The sequence below is a fragment of the Leptospira fluminis genome, assembly GCF_004771275.1.
Classification (GTDB): Bacteria; Spirochaetota; Leptospiria; order Leptospirales; family Leptospiraceae; genus Leptospira_B; species Leptospira_B fluminis.
Genome location: NZ_RQEV01000001.1, coordinates 202,617 through 226,926 on the forward strand (window position 1 = coordinate 202,617; position 24,310 = coordinate 226,926).

At 47.7% G+C, this 24,310-nt stretch carries 27 protein-coding genes; 19 read left to right on the top strand and 8 right to left on the bottom strand.

Annotation, left to right across the window (positions count from 1 at the left end; translation table 11 throughout):
• Positions 1-38: 38 nt before the first annotated feature.
• Both nadA and ispF read left to right on the top strand, forming a co-directional pair.
• Complete coding sequence (nadA, locus tag EHO61_RS01040; protein WP_135811781.1) at positions 39-1,010, top strand: quinolinate synthase NadA; 972 nt, start codon at positions 39-41, stop codon at positions 1,008-1,010.
• Positions 1,007-1,492, top strand: coding sequence for a 2-C-methyl-D-erythritol 2,4-cyclodiphosphate synthase (gene ispF / locus EHO61_RS01045; protein WP_135811782.1), 486 nt, complete (start codon positions 1,007-1,009; stop codon positions 1,490-1,492). Before nadA ends, ispF begins: the two co-directional genes overlap by 4 nt.
• On the opposite strand, the gene EHO61_RS01050 is transcribed toward ispF, so the two are convergent.
• Complete coding sequence (locus EHO61_RS01050) at positions 1,489-1,866, bottom strand: GNAT family protein (RefSeq protein ID WP_342776027.1); 378 nt, start codon at positions 1,864-1,866, stop codon at positions 1,489-1,491. The genes ispF and EHO61_RS01050 overlap by 4 nt on opposite strands.
• A 206-nt stretch (positions 1,867-2,072) precedes the next feature.
• Here EHO61_RS01050 and EHO61_RS01055 point away from each other — a divergent pair, with 206 nt between their 5' ends.
• From EHO61_RS01055 to EHO61_RS01075, 5 genes are all read left to right on the top strand, one after another.
• Entirely contained in the window at positions 2,073-2,426 is a 354-nt protein-coding gene (locus tag EHO61_RS01055; protein WP_135811784.1) for a DoxX family protein, read from the top strand.
• A 317-nt stretch (positions 2,427-2,743) separates the two neighbouring features.
• The gene (locus EHO61_RS01060; protein ID WP_135811785.1) at positions 2,744-3,619 is read left to right on the top strand and encodes a tetratricopeptide repeat protein; all 876 of its coding nucleotides are present in this window, start codon (positions 2,744-2,746) and stop codon (positions 3,617-3,619) included.
• 4 nt (positions 3,620-3,623) lie between these two features.
• On the top strand, positions 3,624-4,607 hold the full coding sequence (locus EHO61_RS01065; RefSeq protein ID WP_246031937.1) for a DNA-processing protein DprA: 984 nt from the start codon (positions 3,624-3,626) through the stop codon (positions 4,605-4,607).
• A gap of 12 nt (positions 4,608-4,619) precedes the next feature.
• Positions 4,620-6,122: an HTTM domain-containing protein gene (locus EHO61_RS01070; protein ID WP_135811786.1), complete on the top strand. Its 1,503-nt coding sequence runs from the start codon at positions 4,620-4,622 to the stop codon at positions 6,120-6,122.
• 50 nt (positions 6,123-6,172) lie between these two features.
• On the top strand, positions 6,173-6,760 hold the full coding sequence (locus EHO61_RS01075) for a DUF2179 domain-containing protein (protein WP_135811787.1): 588 nt from the start codon (positions 6,173-6,175) through the stop codon (positions 6,758-6,760).
• A 27-nt stretch (positions 6,761-6,787) separates the two neighbouring features.
• On the opposite strand, the gene EHO61_RS01080 is transcribed toward EHO61_RS01075, so the two are convergent.
• Both EHO61_RS01080 and EHO61_RS01085 read right to left on the bottom strand, forming a co-directional pair.
• Positions 6,788-7,318, bottom strand: coding sequence for an SET domain-containing protein (locus EHO61_RS01080; RefSeq protein WP_135811788.1), 531 nt, complete (start codon positions 7,316-7,318; stop codon positions 6,788-6,790).
• Between the two features lie 171 nt (positions 7,319-7,489).
• The gene (locus tag EHO61_RS01085; RefSeq protein WP_135811789.1) at positions 7,490-8,062 is read right to left on the bottom strand and encodes a hypothetical protein; all 573 of its coding nucleotides are present in this window, start codon (positions 8,060-8,062) and stop codon (positions 7,490-7,492) included.
• 292 nt (positions 8,063-8,354) lie between these two features.
• On the opposite strand from EHO61_RS01085, the gene EHO61_RS01090 reads away from it, so the two are divergent.
• Together EHO61_RS01090 and msrA are read left to right on the top strand one after the other, a co-directional pair.
• Positions 8,355-8,753, top strand: coding sequence for a GreA/GreB family elongation factor (locus tag EHO61_RS01090; RefSeq protein WP_135811790.1), 399 nt, complete (start codon positions 8,355-8,357; stop codon positions 8,751-8,753).
• 116 nt (positions 8,754-8,869) lie between these two features.
• Positions 8,870-9,490, top strand: coding sequence for a peptide-methionine (S)-S-oxide reductase MsrA (gene msrA, locus EHO61_RS01095; RefSeq protein ID WP_135811791.1), 621 nt, complete (start codon positions 8,870-8,872; stop codon positions 9,488-9,490).
• A gap of 32 nt (positions 9,491-9,522) precedes the next feature.
• Here the strand turns inward: msrA and EHO61_RS01100 are convergent, their stop codons facing one another.
• Complete coding sequence (locus EHO61_RS01100; RefSeq protein ID WP_135811792.1) at positions 9,523-10,581, bottom strand: PAS domain-containing protein; 1,059 nt, start codon at positions 10,579-10,581, stop codon at positions 9,523-9,525.
• 255 nt (positions 10,582-10,836) lie between these two features.
• On the opposite strand from EHO61_RS01100, the gene EHO61_RS01105 reads away from it, so the two are divergent.
• Together EHO61_RS01105 and EHO61_RS01110 are read left to right on the top strand one after the other, a co-directional pair.
• Positions 10,837-11,466: a glutathione S-transferase family protein gene (locus tag EHO61_RS01105; RefSeq protein WP_135811793.1), complete on the top strand. Its 630-nt coding sequence runs from the start codon at positions 10,837-10,839 to the stop codon at positions 11,464-11,466.
• 79 nt (positions 11,467-11,545) lie between these two features.
• Positions 11,546-12,628, top strand: a complete 1,083-nt coding sequence (locus EHO61_RS01110) for a PA0069 family radical SAM protein (RefSeq protein ID WP_135811794.1) — start codon at positions 11,546-11,548, stop codon at positions 12,626-12,628.
• Positions 12,629-12,668: 40 nt separating this feature from the next.
• Here EHO61_RS01110 and EHO61_RS01115 read toward each other — a convergent pair whose 3' ends face one another.
• Positions 12,669-13,868 (bottom strand): hypothetical protein, encoded by a 1,200-nt coding sequence (locus EHO61_RS01115; RefSeq protein ID WP_135811795.1) that lies wholly within the window; start codon positions 13,866-13,868, stop codon positions 12,669-12,671.
• A 409-nt stretch (positions 13,869-14,277) separates the two neighbouring features.
• On the opposite strand from EHO61_RS01115, the gene EHO61_RS01120 reads away from it, so the two are divergent.
• The 3 genes from EHO61_RS01120 (at position 14,278) to EHO61_RS01130 (ending at position 17,267) form a co-directional block, all read left to right on the top strand.
• On the top strand, positions 14,278-15,108 hold the full coding sequence (locus EHO61_RS01120; protein ID WP_135811796.1) for a hypothetical protein: 831 nt from the start codon (positions 14,278-14,280) through the stop codon (positions 15,106-15,108).
• A gap of 102 nt (positions 15,109-15,210) precedes the next feature.
• A complete protein-coding gene (locus EHO61_RS01125; protein ID WP_246031938.1) occupies positions 15,211-16,146 on the top strand; it encodes a hypothetical protein in 936 nt (311 codons plus the stop codon).
• Between the two features lie 56 nt (positions 16,147-16,202).
• Complete coding sequence (locus EHO61_RS01130) at positions 16,203-17,267, top strand: sensor histidine kinase (RefSeq protein ID WP_246031939.1); 1,065 nt, start codon at positions 16,203-16,205, stop codon at positions 17,265-17,267.
• Here the strand turns inward: EHO61_RS01130 and EHO61_RS01135 are convergent.
• Positions 17,264-17,911 carry a DedA family protein gene (locus EHO61_RS01135; RefSeq protein WP_135811798.1) on the bottom strand — a complete coding sequence of 216 codons (648 nt, stop codon included), beginning with the start codon at positions 17,909-17,911 and terminating at the stop codon, positions 17,264-17,266. The two genes, EHO61_RS01130 and EHO61_RS01135, sit on opposite strands and share 4 nt — an antisense overlap.
• 265 nt (positions 17,912-18,176) lie before the next feature.
• Here EHO61_RS01135 and EHO61_RS01140 point away from each other — a divergent pair, with 265 nt between their 5' ends.
• The 4 genes from EHO61_RS01140 to EHO61_RS17155 all read left to right on the top strand — a co-directional run bounded on the left by EHO61_RS01140 (position 18,177) and on the right by EHO61_RS17155 (position 20,850).
• The gene (locus tag EHO61_RS01140; protein ID WP_135811799.1) at positions 18,177-19,034 is read left to right on the top strand and encodes a prohibitin family protein; all 858 of its coding nucleotides are present in this window, start codon (positions 18,177-18,179) and stop codon (positions 19,032-19,034) included.
• Positions 19,035-19,068: 34 nt separating this feature from the next.
• The gene (locus EHO61_RS01145) at positions 19,069-20,166 is read left to right on the top strand and encodes a serine hydrolase domain-containing protein (RefSeq protein ID WP_246031940.1); all 1,098 of its coding nucleotides are present in this window, start codon (positions 19,069-19,071) and stop codon (positions 20,164-20,166) included.
• Positions 20,163-20,528 carry a hypothetical protein gene (locus EHO61_RS01150; protein WP_135811801.1) on the top strand — a complete coding sequence of 122 codons (366 nt, stop codon included), beginning with the start codon at positions 20,163-20,165 and terminating at the stop codon, positions 20,526-20,528. The genes EHO61_RS01145 and EHO61_RS01150 overlap by 4 nt, the downstream gene beginning before the upstream one ends.
• 184 nt (positions 20,529-20,712) lie before the next feature.
• Positions 20,713-20,850 carry a hypothetical protein gene (locus EHO61_RS17155; protein ID WP_167884773.1) on the top strand — a complete coding sequence of 46 codons (138 nt, stop codon included), beginning with the start codon at positions 20,713-20,715 and terminating at the stop codon, positions 20,848-20,850.
• A 52-nt stretch (positions 20,851-20,902) separates the two neighbouring features.
• On the opposite strand, the gene EHO61_RS01155 is transcribed toward EHO61_RS17155, so the two are convergent.
• Together EHO61_RS01155 and EHO61_RS01160 are read right to left on the bottom strand one after the other, a co-directional pair.
• Positions 20,903-21,352 (bottom strand): hypothetical protein, encoded by a 450-nt coding sequence (locus tag EHO61_RS01155; RefSeq protein WP_135811802.1) that lies wholly within the window; start codon positions 21,350-21,352, stop codon positions 20,903-20,905.
• Positions 21,353-21,697: 345 nt separating this feature from the next.
• Positions 21,698-23,455, bottom strand: coding sequence for an FG-GAP-like repeat-containing protein (locus tag EHO61_RS01160; protein WP_246031941.1), 1,758 nt, complete (start codon positions 23,453-23,455; stop codon positions 21,698-21,700).
• A 361-nt stretch (positions 23,456-23,816) separates the two neighbouring features.
• On the opposite strand from EHO61_RS01160, the gene EHO61_RS01165 reads away from it, so the two are divergent.
• Positions 23,817-24,310, top strand: a 494-nt coding sequence (locus tag EHO61_RS01165; RefSeq protein ID WP_135811804.1) for a helix-turn-helix domain-containing protein, incomplete at its 3' end; no start/stop codon positions are given.

The window sequence follows — 24,310 nt, forward strand, 5'->3', positions numbered from 1 at the left end:
AAGAGGAAATTCTCCGAAAAAAAGACTCCGGGGGCAATATGAAAACCGCAGATGAAATTCGTAGATCTCTGGAATCTACGTACATGAGCCACGAGATCGACGAGAAACTCCCTTTGATCGAGGAAATCAACCGTCTCAAAAAGGAAAAGAATGCCGTTCTTTTAGGCCACAATTACATGACTCCCGATATTTTCCACGGAGTGTCGGATATCGTCGGTGATTCTTTGTATCTCAGCAAGGTAGCGGCGGACACGAAGGCGGAAATCATTCTTTTTAACGGAGTTCATTTCATGGCGGAGACCGCTAAGCTTATGTCTCCCGAAAAAAAGGTCCTCATTGCCGATCTGAAAGCGGGATGTTCCTTGGCGGAAAGTATCACCAGGAAGGATGTCCAAGATCTCAAAGCCAAGTATCCCGGAATTCCGGTCGTCACCTACGTGAATTGTACTGCGGACGTAAAGGCCGAGACGGATGTCTGTTGCACCTCCGCGAATGCCGTCCAAATCGTCAATTCTCTGGATTCCGACGAAGTAATCTTTCTACCCGACGAATATTTGGCGGGGAATGTCCGAAACCAAACCAAAAAGAAAATCATTTCCTTTCCCGGACGTTGCATGGTTCACGAAATGTATTCTCCCGAGGATATCCTTTCCGTTCGGAGACAATGGCCCGGAGTCACAGTAATTTCCCATCCGGAATGCAAGGAAGACGTGGTCGCAATCTCCGATTTCTCCGGTTCCACCTCTCAAATGGCCAAATTCATCAAGGACTCCGGAGCAAAGGACGTTTTTTTAGTCACGGAATGTTCTATGGGAGACAATTTACGCGCGGAATTTCCCGAGAGAAGTTTCGTTTCTTCGTGCCGCACCTGCCCACACATGAAGAAAATCACCTTGGAAAAAATTCGGGACGCTCTCCTGTACGAACGTTACGAAATAGAATTGGATCCCGAAGTGATTGAAAAGGGAAGAATGGCCGTTCAGAGAATGTTGGATATCAGCTATAAATGACGTTTCGCATCGGCCAAGGACTGGACTTTCATCGATTAGAACTGAATCCTTCCCGAGATTTGATCCTGGGAGGAACCTTACTAGAGTCCGAATACGCTCTGGTCGGACATTCCGACGCGGATATAATATTGCACGCGTTAGCCGACGCCATTTTGGGAGCCTTGGGCCTGGGAGATATAGGACAATATTTTCCGGACACGGATCCGAAGTTCAAGAATATGAATTCAAGAATCATCCTGGAAAAATCCCTGGAGCTGATGAGAACAAAAGGATTCGAACTGGTCAATACGGACTGCACCATCATAGGGGAACGTCCGAAAATCTCTCCGCATAGATTCCGTATCCAAGAGACCTTATCCGGGTTACTAGGCCTTCCGCAAGACTGCGTCTCCATCAAAGCGACCACTACGGAAAAAATGGGAGCGATCGGCAGACAAGAAGGAATCGGCACCATTTGCGTGGTACTATTGGCAAAGAATTAAGAATGCCCTTCCGTTAGGCGATTTTCCATCAGGATCGCGTCTTCTCCGGAGGAATAATAATCCTTTCTTCTTCCGATTTCCCGAAAACCTAAGGAAGCGTACAAACCCTTTGCTACGAGATTGGAAGCGCCGACTTCCAAGAACACTCTGGGATAAACGGAGCACAGATAAGAGAGCGCCCGCTTAGCCTCACCGAAACCTCTTTTTTTCGGAAAGATTCCGATCCGAAGCAATTCCGCTTCTTCTCCCAAATCCAGAAAAAGCAGATGACCGGTTTCTTCCCGAATCCAGGCAGGATGCAAAGAGATATGCTCGCTGATTCCCATCGGAGTCCAAAAGGAATCCGGAAAGCAGATCCTTTCCGACTCGGACAAAAATGTTACGTCTTTCGAGTCCGCAATTCGCCATCCTGCCGGGGGAATTATTTTTTTTCCGAATGACAAACCGTTTTCTCCTTGCAGGCGTCAAAAATAACAATATGAATTGACGGTCTCTTTGGGGAAGAAGTTTCCGAGCTCCGCCGGAATCGACTGCGAAGCGCTTCCGCCTCAAGAGCGAAGTCTCATAGGAGAATTTGATTATGAAAACCGTAGGTAAGTACCTATATGCAGTTCCGTTTTTAATTTTCGGGATTTTTCACCTGATTTACGCTCCTGGAATGGCCGGATTAGTACCTTCTTATATACCCTTTCAGGTCGTTTGGGTTTACTTAACGGGCGTTGCGATGATCGCTGCGGCAGTCAGTATCTTTATCAACAAAAAAACGAAATTGGCTACGACTCTTTTAGCCGTATTGTTAGGCTTATATATCGTATTGATCCATTTAGGTCCGGCAGCGGGAGGAAACCAACAAGAAGTAACGGCTCTCTTAAAGGACCTGGGATTGTTAGGTGGAGCCTTGGTGATTGCGGGCATTTCAAAAGACAACGAGTGATTCCGGGGAGAAAGGAAGAAAAGAGAGAGAAGAAAGAAACTTCTTTCTCTTTTCCAATTCTAGTCTTGGAATTATGATTCCGTCTGTTCGCAAACGGTGGCCCCACCCTGCTCTGGGTGGGGGCCGGTGCGGTGGTACCCATCCTGCAGCCCATATCATAAAAACTACAAACCGACAAGAGTTTTTTCGTGCTTGCAGGAGTTCCAACAAACCTCAAGTCCAAAGTCCCTTCCTCCGTCTTTTCGCAAAATTCCGTCATCCAACCTGATTTTCCATAGACCGTCCTACGGTTTTTTGGCACCGTATTTCCTATTCAAATGAAGACTTTCTCCTCCGTATCCATACTTCTTATTTTTCTCTCCGGCGCTTTTGATTCCTGCAAGAATCTCAGTAAATTTTCCTCCAAAAGTACGTACAAGCCCCCGACAGTGGAAGATTTGGAATCCTGGAAACGCAGACTCTCCATGGACGAATCCGAAATCGTGGAACTGGAAAAAAAAATCCGGGAACTCGCTTCCAAAACAAGATCTGCGGGAGCACTCAGTTGGAAGATCGCCCAAGGCTACATGAAAATCGGCGACTACGATCTCGCTTCCAAATATTATAATAAAGCGATCCAAGAGGAAGCGAACGGCAAAAAATCCGAGGTTGTAGGGGCGGACGTGCACTTTTTCGAATCGGCTCTACCCTATTTCGATAAGGCTCTTCTATTGATGCCGGTAGACCAACAACTGCTCTTCGAAACCGGCTTGGCGTACGCGAACGCCTCCAAAGACCGGGGCTGGGAGCCGAACCGAAGGCAGACGGCCATCGAAATTTTCCAAGCTCTATCCCGTCAGGATCCCCGGGATTCCAGATTTCCCTTCCAATTGGCCTTGATCTATTTCGATTCCTCCATGGCGGATTCGTCTTGGGAAGGAATTCAGGCGGGATTTCACGAGCAGGACAAGGCATTCGTCCTTTTGGATTCTATTTTAAGGAAGGAACCCAGAAACGTTCCCACAAAATTTGCAAAGGCGAATTTCCTCTACCGGCTAGGCAAAATAGGAGAAGCGAAAGAGGAATATCTACAGATCAAGTCCGCGTTGGAGGGCCTGAAAAAGGACGGGTTTATCAAGGAAAATCTGGAGGAAAACGATTCCTATAAAAACGTGCAGAACGATCTGAAAAAGTTGGAAGCGAGCGAAAAATAACGTTTTGCGGAAAAAAGATTCCGCTCTCTGTATGGATTCTCTTTCTCTCAGTTCTCCCAAATTGCAATCCCTGATCGTCCGATCAGGGATTCTCTCCCGCTTTTCTTCCGAACGCGAAGCAATTGCCGAATTGGAAAAAATTCTCCCTGCCTCTATCCGCTCCCTCGTAAAGGAGGAGGCGAAACGATATAGGAGCTCCTTCGAAAAGTTAGGCGGATTCGTTCTTAGCTACTACGATTCCGATTATCCTAAATTATTAAGAGAAATATACGATCCTCCGCCGAATCTGTTCTGCATCGGAGACCGGAACGTTCTAGGACAAAATCTCGCGGCGGTGGTCGGAACAAGATCGATTTCTCCGATCACGAGGTTGGCCTGCAAATCCGTGCCTTTGCTTTTATCCGAAATCGGATACTCCGGCCTCGTGTCAGGACTCGCCCTCGGAGCGGATGCGTTAGTAATGGATGCGGCTCTGAATGCGGGAATGTTCGTCTTAGGTGTTCTAGGAACGGGCCCCGAAAAGGAATATCCTGCGGAAAACGGAGCTTTATTCAGAAGGATGAAGAGCGCCGCAAACGCCCTCATCGTCACGGAATATCCTCCCGATTTTCCCGTACGCAAGTACGCGTTTCCGAAACGAAACAGGATCATCACGGGAATCTGCCCGACGTTATTTCTGATGGAAGCTCCTGCAAAAAGCGGCGCGATCTCGTCGGCTTCGAGTGCGCTCTCCCAAAATCGGGAAATTTATGTATTCGACCATCCCGCGCAAACCCGTAACGAAGGCGGAAAAAAACTGATCTCGGAGGGCGCAAACCTTCTTCTGTTTCCTCGACTTTCGGATAGAAGCGGAAAATTCTTCCACAAAGACGATCTTTTACCCGAGGATTTCCGGGACTTGCCCGAAACGCTGGCCCGTTTGGGGAAAGAAACATTGGACGATAACTGGATCCATTTAGGGAATGGGTATCTGACCTCGGAAGGCTAGGCCGAAAAAGGAATGAAAACCAAGTTTGGCTTTTTAGATCGGCTTCGGACCGAAATGACGGATTTTTCCCCCGCCTGGTCTCTAGGTTTGTTTCGATTCGGACTCGGAATCCTATGCACTTCGATCTCGCTCAGGTATCTCCTGAACGATTGGATCGGAAAATTTTTTTTAGAGCCGGAATTCCATTTTAAATATTTCGGTTTTTCCTGGGTGGAAGTTTTGCCTGCCTGGCTTCTCTACCCTTTATTTTGGATCTTGTCGATCGCGGGCCTGGGCATCTGCTTAGGCATCCTGTACAGGCTTTGCATTACGATCTATTTCTTAGGTTTCGTTTATTTCAACCTGATCGACTCCGCCTTTTATCTGAATCATTCCTATCTGCTCGCGCTGCTACTTTGGATTATGGTCTGGTTGCCTGCCGATCGTTGCCTATCTATAGGACATTTTCTGGAAGCGTACAGAACGGGTCGATGGTCCAACCCGAAAATACGCAACTGGAACCTCTGGCTTCTACGCTTCCAATTCGCCTGCGTATACTTCTTCGGAGGGATTGCCAAAATCGAGTCCGACTGGCTTGTCCGAGCCCAGCCTTTAAAAATCTGGCTGGCTAAGGACACGGATTTTCCGGTGATCGGAAAATTTTTCGCGACCCCGATCGCCGGATATACGTTCGGTTATACGGGATTGCTATTCGATCTAGTCGTCCCCTTTCTGTTGTTAAAACCGAAATTCAGATCTTGGACGTACGCTTTCGTCTTAATATTCCAAATTCTGATCTGGGAACTCTTTCCCGTGGGAATGTTCCCTTGGATCATGATTTGGGGATCGGCCCTCTTCCTCTCCGCCTACTGGCCTTTGAGCCTGAGGAATTTTCTAAAGCGCAGGGGAATCTTTCCTTACGGAGAATTCAGAAATCTTTTCCGGACAGTTTGGCAAAAACTTCCCGTCCGTTTTCGGTTCGATTCCGCTCAGGTCCTATTACACTTGCTGAACCGTATCGAAGGATTCGACCGGTGGGGAAAAAGATTGGGAACTCCTCTCTCGGAACCGCGTTCTTCCCGGATCGCATACCTGGGACCGTACGTCCTATGCGTTTATCTTATCGTGCAGATCCTTATGCCTCTGCGACATAGACTTTATTCCGGGAACGTACTTTGGACGGAACAAGGGTCGCGCTTTTCCTGGCAGACCATGCTGGCCCAAAAAAATGCGATCACCTCCTTTCGGGTCGCAAATGTAAGAACGGGTGAAGTCCGTTTCGTCCTTGCCGAGTCTTATCTTTCCGAAAGGCAAAAAATCCCGATGAGCACCAATCCGGATCTGATTTTACAATTCTCCCACTATCTGGGACGGATGGAGAAAGAAAAGACCGGAGACGAGGTCGCCGTCTACGCGGACATCACCGTCTCCCTGAACGGCAGAAAAAGTAAACCCTTCGTGAACCCTACCCGGGACTTAATGAAGGTCAAAGAAACCTTTTTTTCCCAGGATTGGATCCTGGCCGAAGAAAGATAAACTCGTAATTTTACTGGCGGAATCCTGCGGTTTCCCGTTCGATAACTTCTATGCCCCCTTGGATCTCAGAGTACGTTTTCCTCCCCCTTGGAATCTATCTGGCAAGGGTTACGGACGTCAGCATAGGAACGGTCCGAATCATTCTAATCTCCCGGGAACGTAAAATCCTCGCCGCCGCCCTGGGTTTTGTGGAAGTCCTTTTATGGTTGATCGTCATCACTCAGATCATCCGGAACCTGAACAATGCCCTCTGCTACGTCGCTTACGGAGCCGGTTTTGCGACAGGGACCTTCCTAGGAATGGTGGTAGAGGAAAAGCTCGCAATCGGCCATTCTCTCATACGGATCATAGTTTCGGGAAGCGGAGAAAATATCATCGAAAGTCTGACCCGCTCCGGGTTTAGAACCACCCGATTGGACGCCTTCGGCTCCCGAGGACCGGTAACCGTAATCCTTTCCTTCCTACGCAGAAAAGAGGTTCCGGAAGTTCTGGAAATCCTGGGAAAAACGGCTCCGAGGGCGTTTTACACGATCGAAAACGCCAGGAAAACCAGCGACCTCGGAATTTGGAAGGAGGAGTCCGGAGGGGAATTTTTGGCCGGCCTTCTCTGGAGAAGGCAATCCAAAATCAGAAAGTAAACGCCCGGGAGACCCGGGCGCGAAGGATCAAGCCGGAACTTTGACCAGGAGCTTCTTAATTTCTTTATGCATAAACGCCGGGAAGTTGAGGTGATACTCCGGCAAAAGAATCTTCCAATCGTCCTTGCGAATGTATTTCCGGCAATTCGGAGCTCCGCAGCGGCATTCAAAGGTCTGGTCGAAGTTCACTACGAAATTCGCGTAGTCGATGGTCAGCTCTTCCCCTTTTCGAATGTCCCGCTTTGCGATGATATTATCGTTCTGATCATACCACATATTCGGATCGCAAGAGTGGTTCATGAAGTTGGAGTTGTTAATGACGAACTGGGGGCCGGTGGGTCCGGTTACGAGTCCAAAATCTACGTCATAGCCGTATTTCATGAAGATTTCCTTCTCGGACTCGGGGAGTGCTTCCGCTTCTACGACGGATAGCACCTTCCAGCCGAACTCTTCGTCCTCGATCCACTCGCTATAGCTAAAAAGAAGGGTCCCTTTAGTTATGCGCGACGAGGCGAAAATTCCGTATTCCCCGAATTTGTTCGTGCGTCTTTCGATCATGCAAGATCAACCTGCTCTTCCCCCGGAAGGGGGCAAAATTTTAATCAGTCAAGTCCGGGATCGAAAAAAGTTCAATTAAAAATAGCAAATCCCCCCCACCTAGGAGGAGGAAAAAGAGATTTGGATCTCAAGCTCGAAGAAGGACGCCCGGGGCTCTCGCTTTGCCGAAACCTACTCGAGTCGAAGCGAAGATAGCACATCGCTCGTCCAAGCGTCGGAAGAAGAGACCTCCCCCTCCCGTTTGAGACTCCTGACCTTTCCCGGTCCGACTTCCGCGACGAAAGTGGAGGTCTCAAAGAGAGCGGTACGCCCGCTCGCCTCGGAAAGAAGGGAAGAATCCCTGCCGAATTCCAGAAAACAAGTGATGGGAAAAGAGCTTTCCCAGTCTTTCCGGGAAAATTCGAGCTGGTCGGAAAAATCCGACCCCCGTTTCCCCGAGCGAAACCTTGTGGCGTTGATGAGAACAGGAAGCGACCGGGAAGATGCCCCTCCGAATTTTCCTTTTTTGGCTTCCTTGCAAAATGCTTCGGCTTGTTCCAAGGTCTCGGCGAAGCCCAGAAGAATAGGAACGTTGGGCCGAGAAAATTTCGAGAGAAGTTTTCCCAACTTCAACCCTTCCTCCAATCCCAAACTTCCTTTAGGTAGAACCAGAACCGGCTGGATTTCTCGATCCACTAAACGGACCAACCACCTTAGGAGAAGCAGAGGTCGGTTCCGGTCCTGAGAAAAAAGGGTAAGTATCATGGTTCGGTTCCCTTCTACCTACTTCCGTCTTGCGGCATAGTGATATTTCTCCGTTTCTAGGAATTTGTTTTCATGGATAAAATCGGGACGGAATTCTGAGAAACATTCAATATTTATAATATTTTTATCTCCCCCTCTTACACTCTACCGACTAAAACCGCCTACTTTATGTCTCTTCCGGGTCCCTCCGGCGATCCATGAGGGGAAAATCCGAAAAATGCTTGAACGAAAGTCCTTCTTTCGTAGATTGCGGACTTAACTTTTTCTTCGTTCCCGGGAGGCGAAAAGGTTTATGAGCATAAAGCGGCTTCTATCCAAACCGGATCATCAAAAAATCCTTTCCACATTGGAAAGTTCCGAGCTTCCCCAAAACGTACCTCCTTCCGTGATCGAAAGTCTGCGCAAAGAACTTTCCAAAGCCAAGAAGCTGGACCCGCAGAAGGTTCCCGAGGATCTGATCACGATGAATTCCAAATTCGTATTACGGGATCTCGGGAACGCGCAGGCATTCCAATTCACCCTGGTCTATCCGGAGGATTGGGAAAGCGCCCATCCTTCCAGCGGAAAAATTTCCGTATTCTCTCCCCACGGCAGCGCGGTATTGGGAGCCAGAGTGGGAGAAGTCGTACGTTGGCTAGTGGACGGGAACGAAAAATACTTAAAAGTACAGGAGTTGCTTTTCCAGCCCTGACTTAGGACGGACAAAAGTCGATCCTCACCTCCATACACTACGCGGTCGGCGGTCGAATCGATCCCACTGTAACCGAGGAGGCTCTTCCTACGAATCAAGTACCGAGGTAGAGACTCATGAAACGTAAATCGAATCCGTTCTTCTTTTTGATCCGCTCCATCCTTCCTCTTTTGTTCCTCTTCTTCGTTTTGCCCGCACTAGCGAAAGAGAAAACGAAACTGGAAACCGCAATCTTCGCGGGAGGTTGTTTTTGGTGTATGGAAGGTCCCTTCGAAAAACTTCCGGGCGTCGTCTCCGTGGTTTCCGGTTATTGCGGAGGAAAAGAGAAAAACCCGAAATACGAGGACGTGGGACACGGTCAAACCGGGCATCGGGAATCCGTCTTGATAACCTACGATCCGGAAAAAATCAAATACGAGACGCTATTGGAAACATATTGGAGACAAATCGACCCGACGGACGACGGAGGACAATTCGCCGACAGGGGAAAACAGTACAAAACCGCAATATTCTATAAAAATAATATTCAGAAAAAAACGGCGGAAAATTCCAAACGATCCTTGGCGGCATCGGGCAAATTCCAAAAACCTATCGTGGTGGAGATTTTGGCGGCTAGCGATTTTTATTCCGCAGAGGAATACCACCAAGACTATTATAAAAAGAACCCGGATCATTACAAACAATACAGAAAAGGTTCCGGGCGGGAAGATTATTTACGGAAGACTTGGGGACAATGATCCTCTCTCGGGAATAATCCAAAAGATAAACTTCAATTTCCGGCTAAACGAAATAGATAAATCGTCAGTTTCTGCAGTTTGTCCCGTTCCGGGCCGGGAATTTCTTTTTCCAGATCTATGGTTTTTCTATAAATCGATTTAAGATGGTTTTTCAACGTTCCGGAATGGATGCCCAATTCCTCGCAGATCTGGTGTTTGTCCTTGCCGGAAGCGATGCTCGCACAGATGTCCGCTTCCTTCTTAGTAAGCTTCGTTTTTTCCCGCAGAACCCGCACCAAAGATTGGCGATCGTATCCTTCGAAACGATGCAAAACATCGGGCTGAGTCGTTCCCTTGGAAGCGATCTCCGAGGACCCTCGCAATTGGAACGGTCCTCCTACCTCCCTTTGGGATAGTACCATGAGAAAATTGGTAATTTTGCCTTCCTCATCCTGGATGGGGGAAATGATCTGATTCCATTGCAAATATCTTCCGGAGCGATTCCGGTTCGGAAAGCTTCCTTGGAATTCCTTTCCGTCGAGAATCTTTTCCCAAAACTCGTTGTAAAACTCTAGAGAAGCCGGATAAGACTGGAACACTTTGGGAGTCTTACCGATCAATTCGGATTCCGCAAACCCGGAGATTACTTCGAACTGACGGTTCGCGGCAAGGATCACGCCGTCTTTATCCGTTAAAAACATCGCATTCTTGGATTGGCGGAAAGCCCGATAGATGATATCCGTGGATCGAATGCGCTCGGAAGTCCCGCCTTTGATGAACAATAAAAAGGACAAACCCTTTTGGGAATTCGGCAGGACCGTGGCGATCTGCAGAGTAGGGATTTTTTCTCCCGATTTTTTCAGAACGTAAACTTGACCCTGCCACTCTCCGTTCCGCAGTGCGATCGGTAAAATCTCGGCTTGAACGAACGGCCTGTCTTTTTCGGAAAACAAATCGACCAGATTCTTTCCGAAAAGCAACTCTTCGGAAAGAAACTCCAGGATTTCCTTTCCCTTATGACTGATATGCAGGATCTGCCCCTCGGCATTGCAGACCAGTAGAATATCGGGTACGGTTTCGTATTTTTGATCGTATTCCCTTAAGTATTCCAATCGCTCGATCCTTCCGACACTTTGCCTTCACAAAGTTTGATTCATAAATCGCGTGAAAATTTCCAAGAAACGAAGAGAGAGCTAAACTACTACCTTCTCACTATTTTGGGACCGCGATTTTCCGCAAAATCCAACAGCTACTCGGAAATTCCGGCAGGAATTACCGTTAAAATTTGTATTCAAGTCGAGCTTGGAAGGATGCCGGAAGAATTAGAACTTGGTTGCTTCCCGAAGACCGCCTCCGATGCTTGTGGCATGAACGAACTCGTTTTAGTAATCGGAAATAAAAACCTTTCTTCCTGGTCCTTTCGTCCCTGGATCCTTTTAAAACAAGCCGGTATCCCGTTTCGGGAAGTTTCTCTCCGACTGTTTACACCCGAGTATGCATCCGTGATTGCCGAGTATTCTCCGTCAGGAAAAGTTCCCGTCCTCAAGGACGGAAACCTTACGATCTGGGACAGCCTGAGTATAGCAGAGTATGTGGCGGAGAAGAAGCCGGAACTCTGGCCCAAAAATCCGGACCGGAGAGCCAAGGCCAGATCCATAACCGCGGAAATGCACTCCGGCTTTACGGGCCTCAGAAGCAACTTAACAATGAATTTTACCGGAAGAATCTCCGACAAGCAGGTCCCTCCGGAAGCCCAAAAGGACATGGATCGGATTCGAAACCTATGGGAGGAAAATTTAAAGGAAAACGGCGGGCCCTTTCTGTTCGGAAAGGATTTCACCGTGGCGGACGCGTTCTATGCGCCGGTGGTTTCCCGCTTCATCACGTATAAGGTCCCGCTTTCCGGCCCGAGTGCGGAATACGTGCGCACGATTTCTTCCCTAGCGGCCTACAAGGAATGGGAACAAGGCGCCGCAGAAGAGGAAAAACGCGCCTGACCTTTCGGCCGGTTCCGAAAAAATAAGCTATACAAATTTATAGTTTACAAATGTTTATGTTTGTTTTATACTCTGGTTCGTGCCTCCGAAATCCGAGAAAAAACAAAGAAGAGGAACGACTTCCTCCCCGAAAGGAAGATTCACTCATGTGCATCGAGAAACTTGGGAAGAAGACGGAGAAGAAGGGACCGCCCGCACCACGGAATTTTTTTGGGAAGATTCCAAATCCCTTCTGACGTACAATGATTCTCCCGACATCCCGATCCAAGCCGGCCTCAACCCGTACCGAGGTTGCGAACACGGATGCATCTATTGCTTCGCGAGACCGAATCACGCCTATGTGGATCTTTCCCCGGGTCTCGACTTCGAATCTAAAATCTTCGTAAAAAAGAACGTGGACCGGTTACTGATCGATGCCTTGCGAAAAAGAAAGGGAAGTGCGGAGACGATCACGATGGGCACTGCCACGGATCCATACCAACCGGGGGAAAGAAAGTACAAGAATACCCGAAAGATACTGGAAGTATGCCTCAAGTTTCGCCAACCCCTAGCCATCATTACGAAATCTTCCCTTGTACTCCGGGATCTGGATCTTCTTTCCGAAATGGGACGTCTCGGAATTTTGAAAGTCTTCGTTACCGTCACTACCCTAAATTCGGAACTCTGGTCCGCCCTGGAACCGAGAGCCCCTTCTCCCAATAAAAGAATAGAGGCCGTAAAAGGTTTGTCCGAAGCCGGAGTTCCGGTCGGAGTCATGTTCGCTCCGGTGATTCCGTTCTTAAACGACAGCGAAATGGAAACCCTACTGGAAAAAGCCAAATCTTCGGGGGCGGAAAGCGCGGGAATGGTCTTTGTGCGTCTCCCGTACGAAGTCGCCCCTCTATTCGAAGAATGGTTGGGAGTTCACTTTCCCCTCAAAAAGGAAAAAATCCTGCGCACTATACGGGAAGCCAGAGGAGGAAAATTGTACGACTCGGACTTTTCCCAAAGAATGACCGGAACGGGAAATTATGCACAATTGCTACGGACCAGATTTCGTCTAGCGACTCGTAGGTTGGACCTAAACCATAGAGGAACCATCCGGGGAGATTTATTCCGCATTCCGGAAGAGTACCAGGTACTTGCAAGCAAGGACCAGGATTTACTCCCCGGATTGTTTTAACAGGATCCGATATTTCGGACCGGATCCGATCCTTACAACTTCACTGTAGTTTTTCTCGAAGTTGTTTGGTCTGTTGGTCTTTTTCCGGAGACTGCCAAGCCTTGTAGGAGAAAGTATTCGAATCGTACGTCCGAGTCGTGTATTTTTCACGGTACGGAGCTACGAGTTCTTTGTCCGGTTCCGTAGTCTTAGCCGCAAGGATCTTCCTCATTCCTTCCTGTCCTTGGCCGAACCATTCCGGATCAACGGGCAGATTCACTCTATGACCTCTCAATTGAGTTAGGGCATAAGGCCCGTCGAATCCGCTCTCCCGGATCAGTTTTCCGTAAAACAGAAACTCCACATCCTGGCGTCCTGCTCCCAATTTTCCGTCAAAGGCCGCCCAGGCAATGGGTTCTCCCGAAGCAGCATGGACGAGATTCCCCTCCAGATGATAGGTCCCGGCCCGAAATACGTTCAAGCTGGCCCGTACGGAAAGCGACCCGTCATTGGGATCGTCGGAAAAATAACCGTTCCATTCCGCCGGCTGGTTCGGAGAGGAAAAAAAGGAAGTAAGCAGTTTCCCCTCTTTCTTTTCTTTTCCGTAAATGAATTGGACTTCCAGATACATGTCTCCCCAATCCTTGATCCCGGGACGCCACTGGAAGGTAAAAAGATTGTCCTTGGCCTTCGCATCCCCGTCCGTTCCATGATCGTTTCCGTCCGGACTGACAGCCCCGAATTTGTGGCCGTCAAATTCCCTCCAAAGTTTTACATCTCTGACATCTATAGGAACCCTTTGGAATTTGTTATCAAAACATTCCAAAGTAATGTAGATAGGATCCTTCGTACCGATAGCGGCCCATTGTAAAGGTTGCAGTTTGCAGGAATATTCGTTCGGTTTTTTATCCGTGGGCTTGTCCGCCATCGGAATGGGAGCCAAAGGAATAAAGTACGGATCCAAAAGGTCCACATTGTATTTCGTCAAAGGTCGGGAATTCGGAGGGTACTCCGACCATTCCAGATAATCTTTCAGAATTTTTTCCTGGGGAATACTCTCATCCAGTTGCTGCAAAGAATCCGAATCCGAGCGGGATGATCCGGAAGAAAACTTTCCCTTGGCCATGAACTCGGCCCTTTCTCTTTTTTCTTTCTCGGTAAGGAAATACCCTTCCTCTCTCGCTTCGTTCCAGAGCAACAGAATGATCACCAGCGAGGCAACAAAGAGGCCTAGATAGATCCAGATTTTTTTGTTTTTCATGTTTTGTGGAGGGTCCTTGGATTGGCGGCTAAACTCTTTGTCCGTAAGACCGGATTCTTCACAACCGTTTTTATTTTTCTCGTCGGAGCCAGAGACTGAAGATTCATTCCGTAAGCGCTCAGTCCCCCTTTGACGGAAACATTTCGAATTCGGGTGAATAAAAATTTCCAAACCAAACAAAACGATTGTTATATAAAAATACAAACGAGTTACAATGATTTTAGCGACCGTTATACATAATTTTTTTCTAATTCATTAGAACGCTCTTTATATTTTTTTCATTCTATTTGTTATGCGAAAAAAATCTCCATTCACTTGACGCAGAGCACAACATCCTGCATAGTTGTAGGTCGGGAAATTCGAGAGGGGTTCTTCTCGGCTTTCCCTAAAAGATCGGAGAATAGTGAAGATGAAAAATTGGAAGAGTATGGGATTCGGGTTGGCCTTCGCGCTATTGTTTGCAGGTTCCCTTTCCGCACAAACGTATACGATTTTTGTGCATGGAAAATCGGACCAAAATCACAATGGCGTAGGGCCCACGGATGTGAACAACTACTGGGGCACTGCTCCTAATTCCGTATCCGGAGCGAAAATTTTCGTAGGGTACGACGGAACAACTGACCCACGTACGTATGGCACGGCAAGAGCCCAAACGAACCTGACCACCGGCTTAAACACGTATTGCACGGGATCCAATTCCTGCAAAATCGTGTGCCATAGCGCAGGCTGTTATGCTACCGAATATTGGCTAGCCAATCTAGGTGCGACTACGGCCAGCAGAGGATATAACATCACGAAAGTTACCGCACTTGCGTCCGCTTCCGGTGGATCGGAACTAGCTTCCGCTCTGAACGGAATCACGTTCGGATTCGGTGGAAACGCAATGGACAAATCCTTGGTAGTAAGCACTGCTCGGGGAGCGTACAATCACAACGTTACTGCTGGGATTACGTTCTACCAAGTGCCTGGATACAAAGGATTCTCCGGTATTCAAGGTGCGTCTTCCCTCATTCTTCCGGGCTCGGACGACGGAGCGGTTGCTTTCCATTCCTCTTGCGCTTACAATCAGTCAGGCGGTTTGAGCGTTTGCCAATCCTCGGTTACTCAGAGTGAAGGAATATGGCCGTTTAATTACAACGTCACCTACACTCAGTTCCAAGGACATACGAGAGCTCCTTCTGTGGGATCCGGCGGGTTGTATCTCGACCATTACGAATTGGAAGGCGAAGGCTGGCGTTAATTCGTCGGCAAGGGTACGCTGCGCATCCGCGCAGCGTACTTTATTCCTTCCCGCCTCGATAAATTCCTTTCTTACAAATTCCCCTGTTTTAAATTCTTTCCCATGCTTCGCAACGGTTCCCTATCCCCAAATTTCCTTTTACAAATTCTATTAGCTCTTCCTTTTCTTTTATTAGGCGCTTGCTCCCAATTCGCTTGGCGGCCGGCAAGCTTAGCGGTAGAGAGAGGCTGGTCCGAAACGGGGAAAGAACTCGTGCAGACGGAAGTGATGTACGAGGAAAGAAATTCCTGGAATCCTATGATGGGAACCAGGTTAAAAAGAAATTATAAAACGAAATTTAGGATTTACGACCTGAGTGGAACTCCGGATCCGAAAGGGGATCCTCCGATTTACAATCATGAGGCGGCTCACTGGACTCTGCCGGGATCGGTCTATTATCATTCGACGACCGGAAGGCTTTTTTGGATCCAAGGATTGGACGATCAGTACGGCGGAAATTCCAGGGTGCCTTCCGTTTGGTCTCCCCAAGGATACCATTCCTTCGATCCGAGCAGGTTCCTGACGGCGGAACAGACCGTTCTCCACTTCATACCTTCTCCGGACGGGGGAACCGCCGCCCTCTTGCTGGGCAAGACGGATCCGAATCTGGAAATCCATTCCCCGAAACTGATTTTGGCGGATACGAACGGACGATCCTCTACGGACGACAGAAATTATTTCGAGACGGCATTATCCGAATGGAAAGAGGTTCCCACCTTTCAAATACGATGGTCCCAAGACTCTTCTAAAATTTACTTAAGGCTGGGCGGAGAAGTCGTCCAAATCACCAGGAAAGACGGGAAAATTTCCAAAGCAAAAGAATTCCCGAGATGCTTTTCCCCCCCCACAAATTTCGGTCCCGTAGGAATCAGTCCGGCGGGTTCCGGAGGAGATTCCTCCAAAGAACGACAACTGGAACCGGCTCCTTTCCGAAATTACTCCGATAGGCCTATGGTAAAGCATACCGATCAGATTAGGGATTGCATTAAAACCGAATAAAGATTCGCAATCACTTGGCGTTCTATGCGAATCTTTTCTGTCTAATGGATGCATACATGGAACGACTCGAGGAAGACCTGTCGATATTAAAGGACGCCGGGGAAGCGCTGCGAAAGAATTTCGAAATGTTGCTTCTCGCGCTTAGAAATTCCAAAGTTACCGTTTATTCCCAGGATAAGGAACTCAGATACAATTGGGCCTTTCATCCTCAGGATGCGAAGGATTTGGCGGATCACTTTGTAGGAAAAAGCGAGTACGACCTGTTTCCGGATCAAACTGCCGATCAAATCGTAAAGCTTAAGGAAAACGTAATACGGACAGGAGAACCCTTCCGCGGAGAAATCGTTCTACCCCGTAGAGGAACGGAGGTTCATTTGGATTTGACCGTAGAGCCGCTCAAATCGACGGACGGGACGATCCAGGGAGTCACTACCGCGGCAATCGACATTACGGAGCAAAAACAGATCCAAAAACGATTGGAAGAAATGGTCGGCGAAAAGGAAGTGATGCTCCGGGAAATCCACCATAGGGTGAAAAACAATCTTGCGATCATTCAAAGTCTTTTCGAATTCTCCAAAATGAAATTGGCGGAAGAGGAAAACGGATCCTCCCTTCTCCCGATCTTCGAAGACTGTCAAAATAGGATCCGTTCCATGTCTTTGATTCATGAGAACCTCTACTCTGCAAGAAGTCTAGGGTCCATCTCCTTGAAGGAATATATAGGACAACTCACGGAAAACATCAAGTCCTCCATATTGATCGATCGGGACAGAATAAAGGTTATATGCAACCTGGAAGAGGTTCCTCTCGATTTGGATAGAATGATCCATCTCGGAATGGCGTTTAACGAATTATTGACCAATTGCTTTAGACATGCCTTTCCGGAAAGGTCCGGAAAAATACATATCTCCTTATTTGCGGACGGGAAGGACGCGCACCTGAAATTGGAGGACGACGGCAAGGGTTTCGACCCGGGTCATAAAAAGAAGAATTCCCTCGGACTGAATCTCGTGGAGGCGATGGCTGAGAAACTCGGAGGTTCTTTCGAAGCCTCCGGAATTCCGGGGAAAGGATCCGTATTCAGGATCTCCTTCCCATTGAAGAAACCCGAATTCTCTTAGGAAATTCTTCCTTTCCGAACTTCCCGAACGTATTCGATCACTGCCGGCATCACGGAAACGATAATGATCCCGATTACCACTAGTTTAAAATTTCTTTGTATAAAAGGAAGGTTTCCGAACAGATATCCTCCCACGCTGAAAACCACGATCCAAACCACTCCGCCGACCACATTAAAAAGGATGAATTTCGAATAGGTCATTTTACCGATGCCGGCTACGAACGGAGCGAAAGTACGGACGATCGGAATGAATCTCGCAATGATGATCGTCTTGCCACCGTAGGTTTCGTAGAATCTATGCGCCTTTTCCAAATGCTTTTTGTTTAGAAACGGGATCTTTTCCTTTTCCAGGATCTTTTCTCCCGCGATATTCCCGATGCTATAGTTGATCGTGTCTCCCAGAATCGCCGCAACGATCAAAAGCAGGATTACCGTGACGAGATCCAAGGAACCTCTGGACGCAAACGCTCCGATCGCGAACAAAAGGCTATCTCCCGGAAGAAATGGGGTAACCACTAACCCCGTTTCGCAAAAAATGATGAGGAATAATATCAAATACACCCAGGTTCCGTAGGACTGAATGAGACCGTCCAAATGTTGTTCCAGGTGCAGGAAAAAGTCTAAAAAGAATTTGATCGTTTCCAAAAACGGCCTCCGCAGTCAGGATCGGTGGGGGATCGCAGAAGTCAAATGTCTTAGCTGGGCTTTTCCCGGTTTCGATTCCCTCGATCCGAATCGGCCGCGGTTCGAACGGTTTTCTTTTTCTTCGCTCAAATTTTTCTTCCGTTGGTATGGCCGGAATAGAATCCTTTTCACACGAAAGGGCGATCAGGTATAGGAGGCGGATTTGGAACCTTCCCTCCCGAACCCGAGTCCAATAATTGTACCGAGGGTTTTTAGGAGTTCTCCCATGCAAACCAAACAATTTCTTTCCGGCTCGGGAATCAAAAAGATAGGATACCTGTTTTTATTCGTCGCTGCATTTATTTCTTACGGTTGTTTTACGAATATCCGTCCGGGGGAAGCAGGACTCCGTTGGCATCCCCTAACCTCGGGATTGCAAAAGGATCTCCTGACAAATTCGCTGTATTTTTACGCTCCTTGGAACGACATCTATCTCTATCCTACCCAGTGGACCTCTTATAAAGAAAAAGTGGACGTGCTGACTCGCGACGATCTTACGATCAACGTAGTAGCGGCGGTCATTCTCCGGCCCGTAGCCGGGGAAATCTATAACCTTCAGATAGAGATAGGACCGGATTATTACGAAAAAGTGGTGCGCCCGCAATTTCGGACCTCCGTGCGTAACGCTCTTTCGGCTTACAGCATGATCCGGATCTCCAAGGAGACTCCGAAGGTTTCCCAAGATATCCGCCAAGCCCTGGGCGAAAAACTCAGAGGAAAACATATCGAGATCGACGACGTGATCATAGACGATATCGAATACAGTCGCCCGATTCTCACTGCTATCGAAGGAAAGCTCACGAAAGAACAGGAGCAAGAGCAGATGAAATTCGAGATCAATATCGCCAAAAAAGACGCCGAGATCACGATCATTCACGCGGAAGCCAAGGCAAAGGCGACAGTGATCGAGGCGGAAGGAAAGGCGAAAGCGCAAAAGCTCATCGCTTCACAATTAACGAAACAATACCTGCAATTAAAGGCTTTTGAAAATCCGAACAGCAAGTTGATGATCGTTCCTTCGGGAAAAGACGGTCTCCCGTTGATCTTAAACACTCCTCAGGAAAATTCCAAATCGGAAGAGTAGAGAAAATCTTTTTCCGTTAAACGAAATAATGGATATGCGTATAAGATTTCTCCCGACGATATTCCTATCTTTCTTCCTCGCCGCCACTTCCGGTTGCGCGGAAAGGAAGAATCCGAATTGTAAGATACGGTTCGCAGAGACTCCGGCAACGTTCTCTCTTCTGCAGGAAGCGCTTTGCAGAAAAGGTTCCGTTCGAACGAACGCGGTCTATGCCGAGCGAAACGGAGAAAGCATTGCCGAATTTTACGCGGAGGATTTCGGACCCGACCACTTGCAACCTCTTTGGTCCGTTTCCAAATTCCTACTGAATACGGTAACCGGGATGGCCGTCCGGGATGGGAAAGTGGATCTGAATTCTCCGGTGATTCTTTATCTTCCGGAATTGAAGCCGCAGCTGCCCGCGAATCTTACGGTGAGACATTTGCTGTTTCATGCAAGCGGCGCGGAATGGAAGGAAGGATACGAATGGAATCCTTTCCGTTCGGACGTATTAGCCATGCTTTACGGACCCGGAAAAGAGGATCATGCTCTGTTTGTTTCTAAAAGGCATTTCGATCCGGGAAGATCGGTAAAATATTCCAGCGGCGACTCCAATCTGCTTTCCGCCGTACTTTCCTCCGTGTACCGCTGGGAGGGAGGTTTTCCGAAAGTCTTCTTCGAAAGAATGGAGATACGTTCCTACGCCTGGGAAACCGATGAGAAAGGAGTCCCCGTGGGATCCTCTTACGCCTATCTTTCTCCCAAAGATTTGGCCAAAATCGGCGGAGTATATTTAAAAAACGGAATGTACGGATCCCGAAGAATTTTTCCCGAAAATTGGATCGCGGAAACCTCGCGACCTTTCGTTGCGGAGAAATCGTTGGCATTTCCTCTTTCCCTTCTGCCCATCCCTTCCATGGGAGGTCATCTATACGCGAATCGGAAGCGCGGAAGTGCCGACGATCCTCTATTCGAATTTTTATCCCGAGACGCGGTCTTCGGATCCGGTCATTGGGGCCAATCCTTGGTCATCGATCCGGAGAAAAAACTGGTTCTCGTCCGATTCGGAAACGATCGCCTCGGTCGATTTTGGGCGCCGGAATTCGCTAAGAAACTCTTGCAATCTCTGGATACTGGAAGCGGTAAAAAATGAGACCGAAACTCCCTGCATTTTCATATTCCGATAGAAGGCTGCTTCCCTTCTTCGGTTGGATCCTAGTCTTAGCGACGATTTTTATCTGCGGATCCTTCTTTTTCCGATTCCTTCCTGCCGATTTAATGCGGGTCCAGACAAACTTCGCGGCGAAAGAAGGCTGTTCTTGCCTATTCGTGGTTCGCGCCGGAGAGTCGTATTGCAAGGATTACGCAGGAGTTTTTTATTCTCCCGATATCTGGAAGGCTGATTCCGAATCCTTGACCGTCGGTTTTGTCTCGATTACCGGAACATTCGAAGCCAAAGCGGAGCCGGTAAGTAAAGAGAAAGGATGTCGCTTAACCAGCGACGTAAAAGACTAATCTTAGCGCACCGAATACGTCGATAAAGCCGGAGAACCAAAGGACGGATCGTACGGCAAAAATCCCACGAGCTATCTGCACGCTTTCCGGTTTTTAATCGAGAATTTAGGCGATAAAATCGACCTAGGACCGGAATGAATCCGAAAAATCTTCGTCGGATAAAATTAGAGGGGGAGTTAGAACGATGAAGATTTCACCCAAAGCAAAAATTCCCAAACGGAATATTTTTAAAAAGATTTTCCTATCCGTTTGGAACAAATTGCCGCACGGATTCAGAATGCGTCTGATCGGCACATCTTACAACGGCGATTTGGATTTTTGAAACGGAATCGATCCAAATTTCTTTCCGAATGTAAACCCGGAAAACTCTAAACTTATAACTTCCCTTTTTTACACGCGATAAGAACTTTCTCATCCACAATTTTGGTGTCTTTTTCAAACACGCTGAACAATCGATAGTCGACCACGGATTTCATTTTTAAAGTTAGAACGTAAGTATCACGACCGCATTCTGTCAAATCTTCGATTTTATCAAAAGAATCCCGATCCGAATCTAAAACCGGGGAATATTTCTGCACAAACGGAGGATTGTCCGATCCCATTCTCGCGCCAAAATAGTATTTGTATCCGAATAACCCTTTCGGTCGCTTAAAAATCAAATAGGAAAGACTTTTACCCGAATTGACAGTTGCACCCATACTAGTTTTGACATACTCGATCTTATCCTCTAGTTTCAGACTTCGATTGAGTAGATATGTGAAATATAGTAAAAGCACGAGAAGAAGGACAGCGACAAAGGACAAGGCGAAAGATCTGATCTTCATGAAACGTTTCTAGAATTAAGAATTGCGATAACTCTCCTTTTAAGTTTTATAGAAGTCAAGAATATTCGAACAAAAATGATCGTATTAAAATCATCCGGATGATCGGGAGCGCTGTTAAAATGTCCCAACAAAAGAAGTCAATATCCGGGCGACTCCCGCCGCTGCGGGACCGGGCTACTTCGGGTTCGGGCAGACGCCCTCATCCCTTCGCAATTCTTTCCCGAAAACAAAAAAACGATTCTAACAAAGCTCGGGACAAAAGCCCTTCGTATCCCTGTCGCGAGAGAAACCAACTTGTCTCAAAACCCGGATTTCTCTTATTCTATAAAACAGAATATTTTAATATCATTTTATGGAAGTAAAATTCGATCCGAGCCCGATCTCCAAATTCGAAACCGATAATCCGATCATTTCATCTTGATCGGATTGATTTCGGGCGATGGAATTCCCAAAGCTCTGCCCGAACGGAACCGACAATATGGAAGTAGCGACTCCTCCTGCACTCAAATTTTGGTTTCCCGGTCCGGACGTTCCCGCACTTTTAAAATAATATACTTGTCCGGCACCTCCGGTCGCGCTCACTAAGACGTCGGACATTCCGTCTCCGGTAATGTCTTGGAGGGAAGTAAAAATTCCGAAATTCAAACCTGCCGACGGTCCGGTCAGAACCGAAGTCGCCGTCCCGCCCGAACTCAAATCTACATTGGAAAATCCCGCTGCGCCTGAACTTTGAAATAGATAAACATTCCCATAACCGGCCGATGAGAGATAGGATCCTATGAGCAGGTCGAAATAGCCGTCGCCGTTCGTGTCTCCTGTAGAAACGGAGACGCCAAATGAGCAATTCGTACCTCCGTTGCAAGTTGCAAGCGCTGGCCCGATAAAAGTGGCATTCGGTGTGGTGGAATAGGGGGTTACGGAGCTGCAATTTGAATTAAAAACGAAAACGATACCCTGATTCGTATTAAATGAGGATCCTCCTACCCCAAGATCGGCACAAGAATCTCCGTTAAAATCCGCCAGGGCGAATGATCCGGCTCCGAGGGAACAGCCCGTGCCGGAAGCGCAGCCCGGTGCGGGAGAAGTAGGACCGACCAGAAATTGCTGCGGAGCCCCTGGGATCGTTCCCGAATTGGAGATAAAAATATAAAGTCTCCCTTGCTGTGCACTATAGGTAGGAGCAGAAACGACAAGATCCGTATAACCGTCGGCGTTAATATCCCCTATCGCGGATTGAAAACCGAAATCATCGTTATTTCCGAAATTATAAGTGATATCGGCAATGGCTCCGGTAGATAGATCTTTCGAAGGAACGCCGGCCGTTCCCTGGCTGTAAAAAATATATCCTAGACCGCCTGACCAAGGACTGGTCAAGATCGCATCGTCGTAACCGTCATTATTGACGTCCCCGCCCATTACAAAGGAACCTAATCTGTTCCCTGTCGTATGTCCTTTTATGAAACTGTTATATGTACCTCCCGAATTTAGATTCTGACTGACAATACCGCCCTGCCCGGAACTATGAAAAATATAAACGTGACCGAATGTGGTATATCCGGGAGCTGCCTGGCTTCCGATGACTATATCCGCATAACCATCCCCATTAAAATCGCCGGCTCCAATTCTATCTCCGAAATAAGAACTGCCGACAAGACCGTCCGTCAAAATCGAATCGGGAGAACTGGAGGGAATTCCCGTGCTTCCATGTGCCAAAAAAACCAAACCGTAACCCTGTACGGAGTTAGTGAGAACATCGCTGAGAATCACATCCGGAAATCCGTCACCGTCCGTGTCATGATTCGTTCCTTTTACTACATTCAAAACTTGCGGGGCCGAACGATTCCCCACTCCGTCCATCGCTGTCACGGAAATCTTGTGTTTACTTCCTATATTCCAATGGGTTCCCGTAATTGCTTGGGCCGGAAGTTGGTACCTCCAATTCAGACCGTTGATCGCCGCATTCGTATATGGACCGCCGTCCAAGGATACGGACACGGAGACAATTCCCGGGCGAATTTGGCCTACAAGAAAACCTGTCTGGAGAATGGAATGATTCGCGATATTGGAGATCGTAACCGAAGGACTGAATGCGAAAAGAGCCAAGAACAACTGACTTATATTGGAATCCGGACAACGAGAATTGGGAATTTGGACCCAACATTCGACCATCGGAAGAAATATCGGATTCGACCAGCAATTTATATTCGGAGAACCGGCCAATATGAGAAAAAAGAATGTTAAAAGTTTTTGATAGAAATTTTGGCGAATCACGAGCTTGAACCGACTTAGAACATCAACTCCTCAGACGAAGGAAAAGAATTTCTTACAGGAGTTCAATAAAAATTTGTCTTTTAGCTGTGCTGAGATAGTATTCACCTGACAGTCATCGAAAAACCGGTGGCCCCAGTTTCTTCTGAAAGAGAAAATGATTTTACGACAAATTATTTAAACTCAGGAGAAACCGATGACCACCTGCACCAATGCAACAACAAAAGCCACTAGAAGAAAGCTAAATTTACTAGAGCTTGCAAATGAATTAGAAAATGTAAGCAAAGCCTGCAAGATCATGGGATATTCCCGTCAGCAGTTCTACGAGATTCGAAGAAACTTCCAAACCTATGGAGCTGAAGGTCTTCTGGACAGAATCCCAGGAGCCAATGGCCCACATCCTAATAGAGTCAGCGAGGAAATCGAAAAGGAAGTCCTGGAATACTCACTTCATCATCCGACTCATGGATGCCTAAAGGTCGCTCAACAACTTAGCCTCAAGGGTGTTAAAGTAAGTTCAGGTGGAGTCAGAGGAGTTTGGGCAAGGAATAAACTCGTAACAAAACACCAAAGGCTTCTGAGGCTCGAAGAACATCATCGGGATAAAATCATTCCCCTCAGCGAAAACCAGATCCGGCTACTCGAAAAATTCGATCCTGAATACAGAGAAAGGCACATACAAGCCGATTC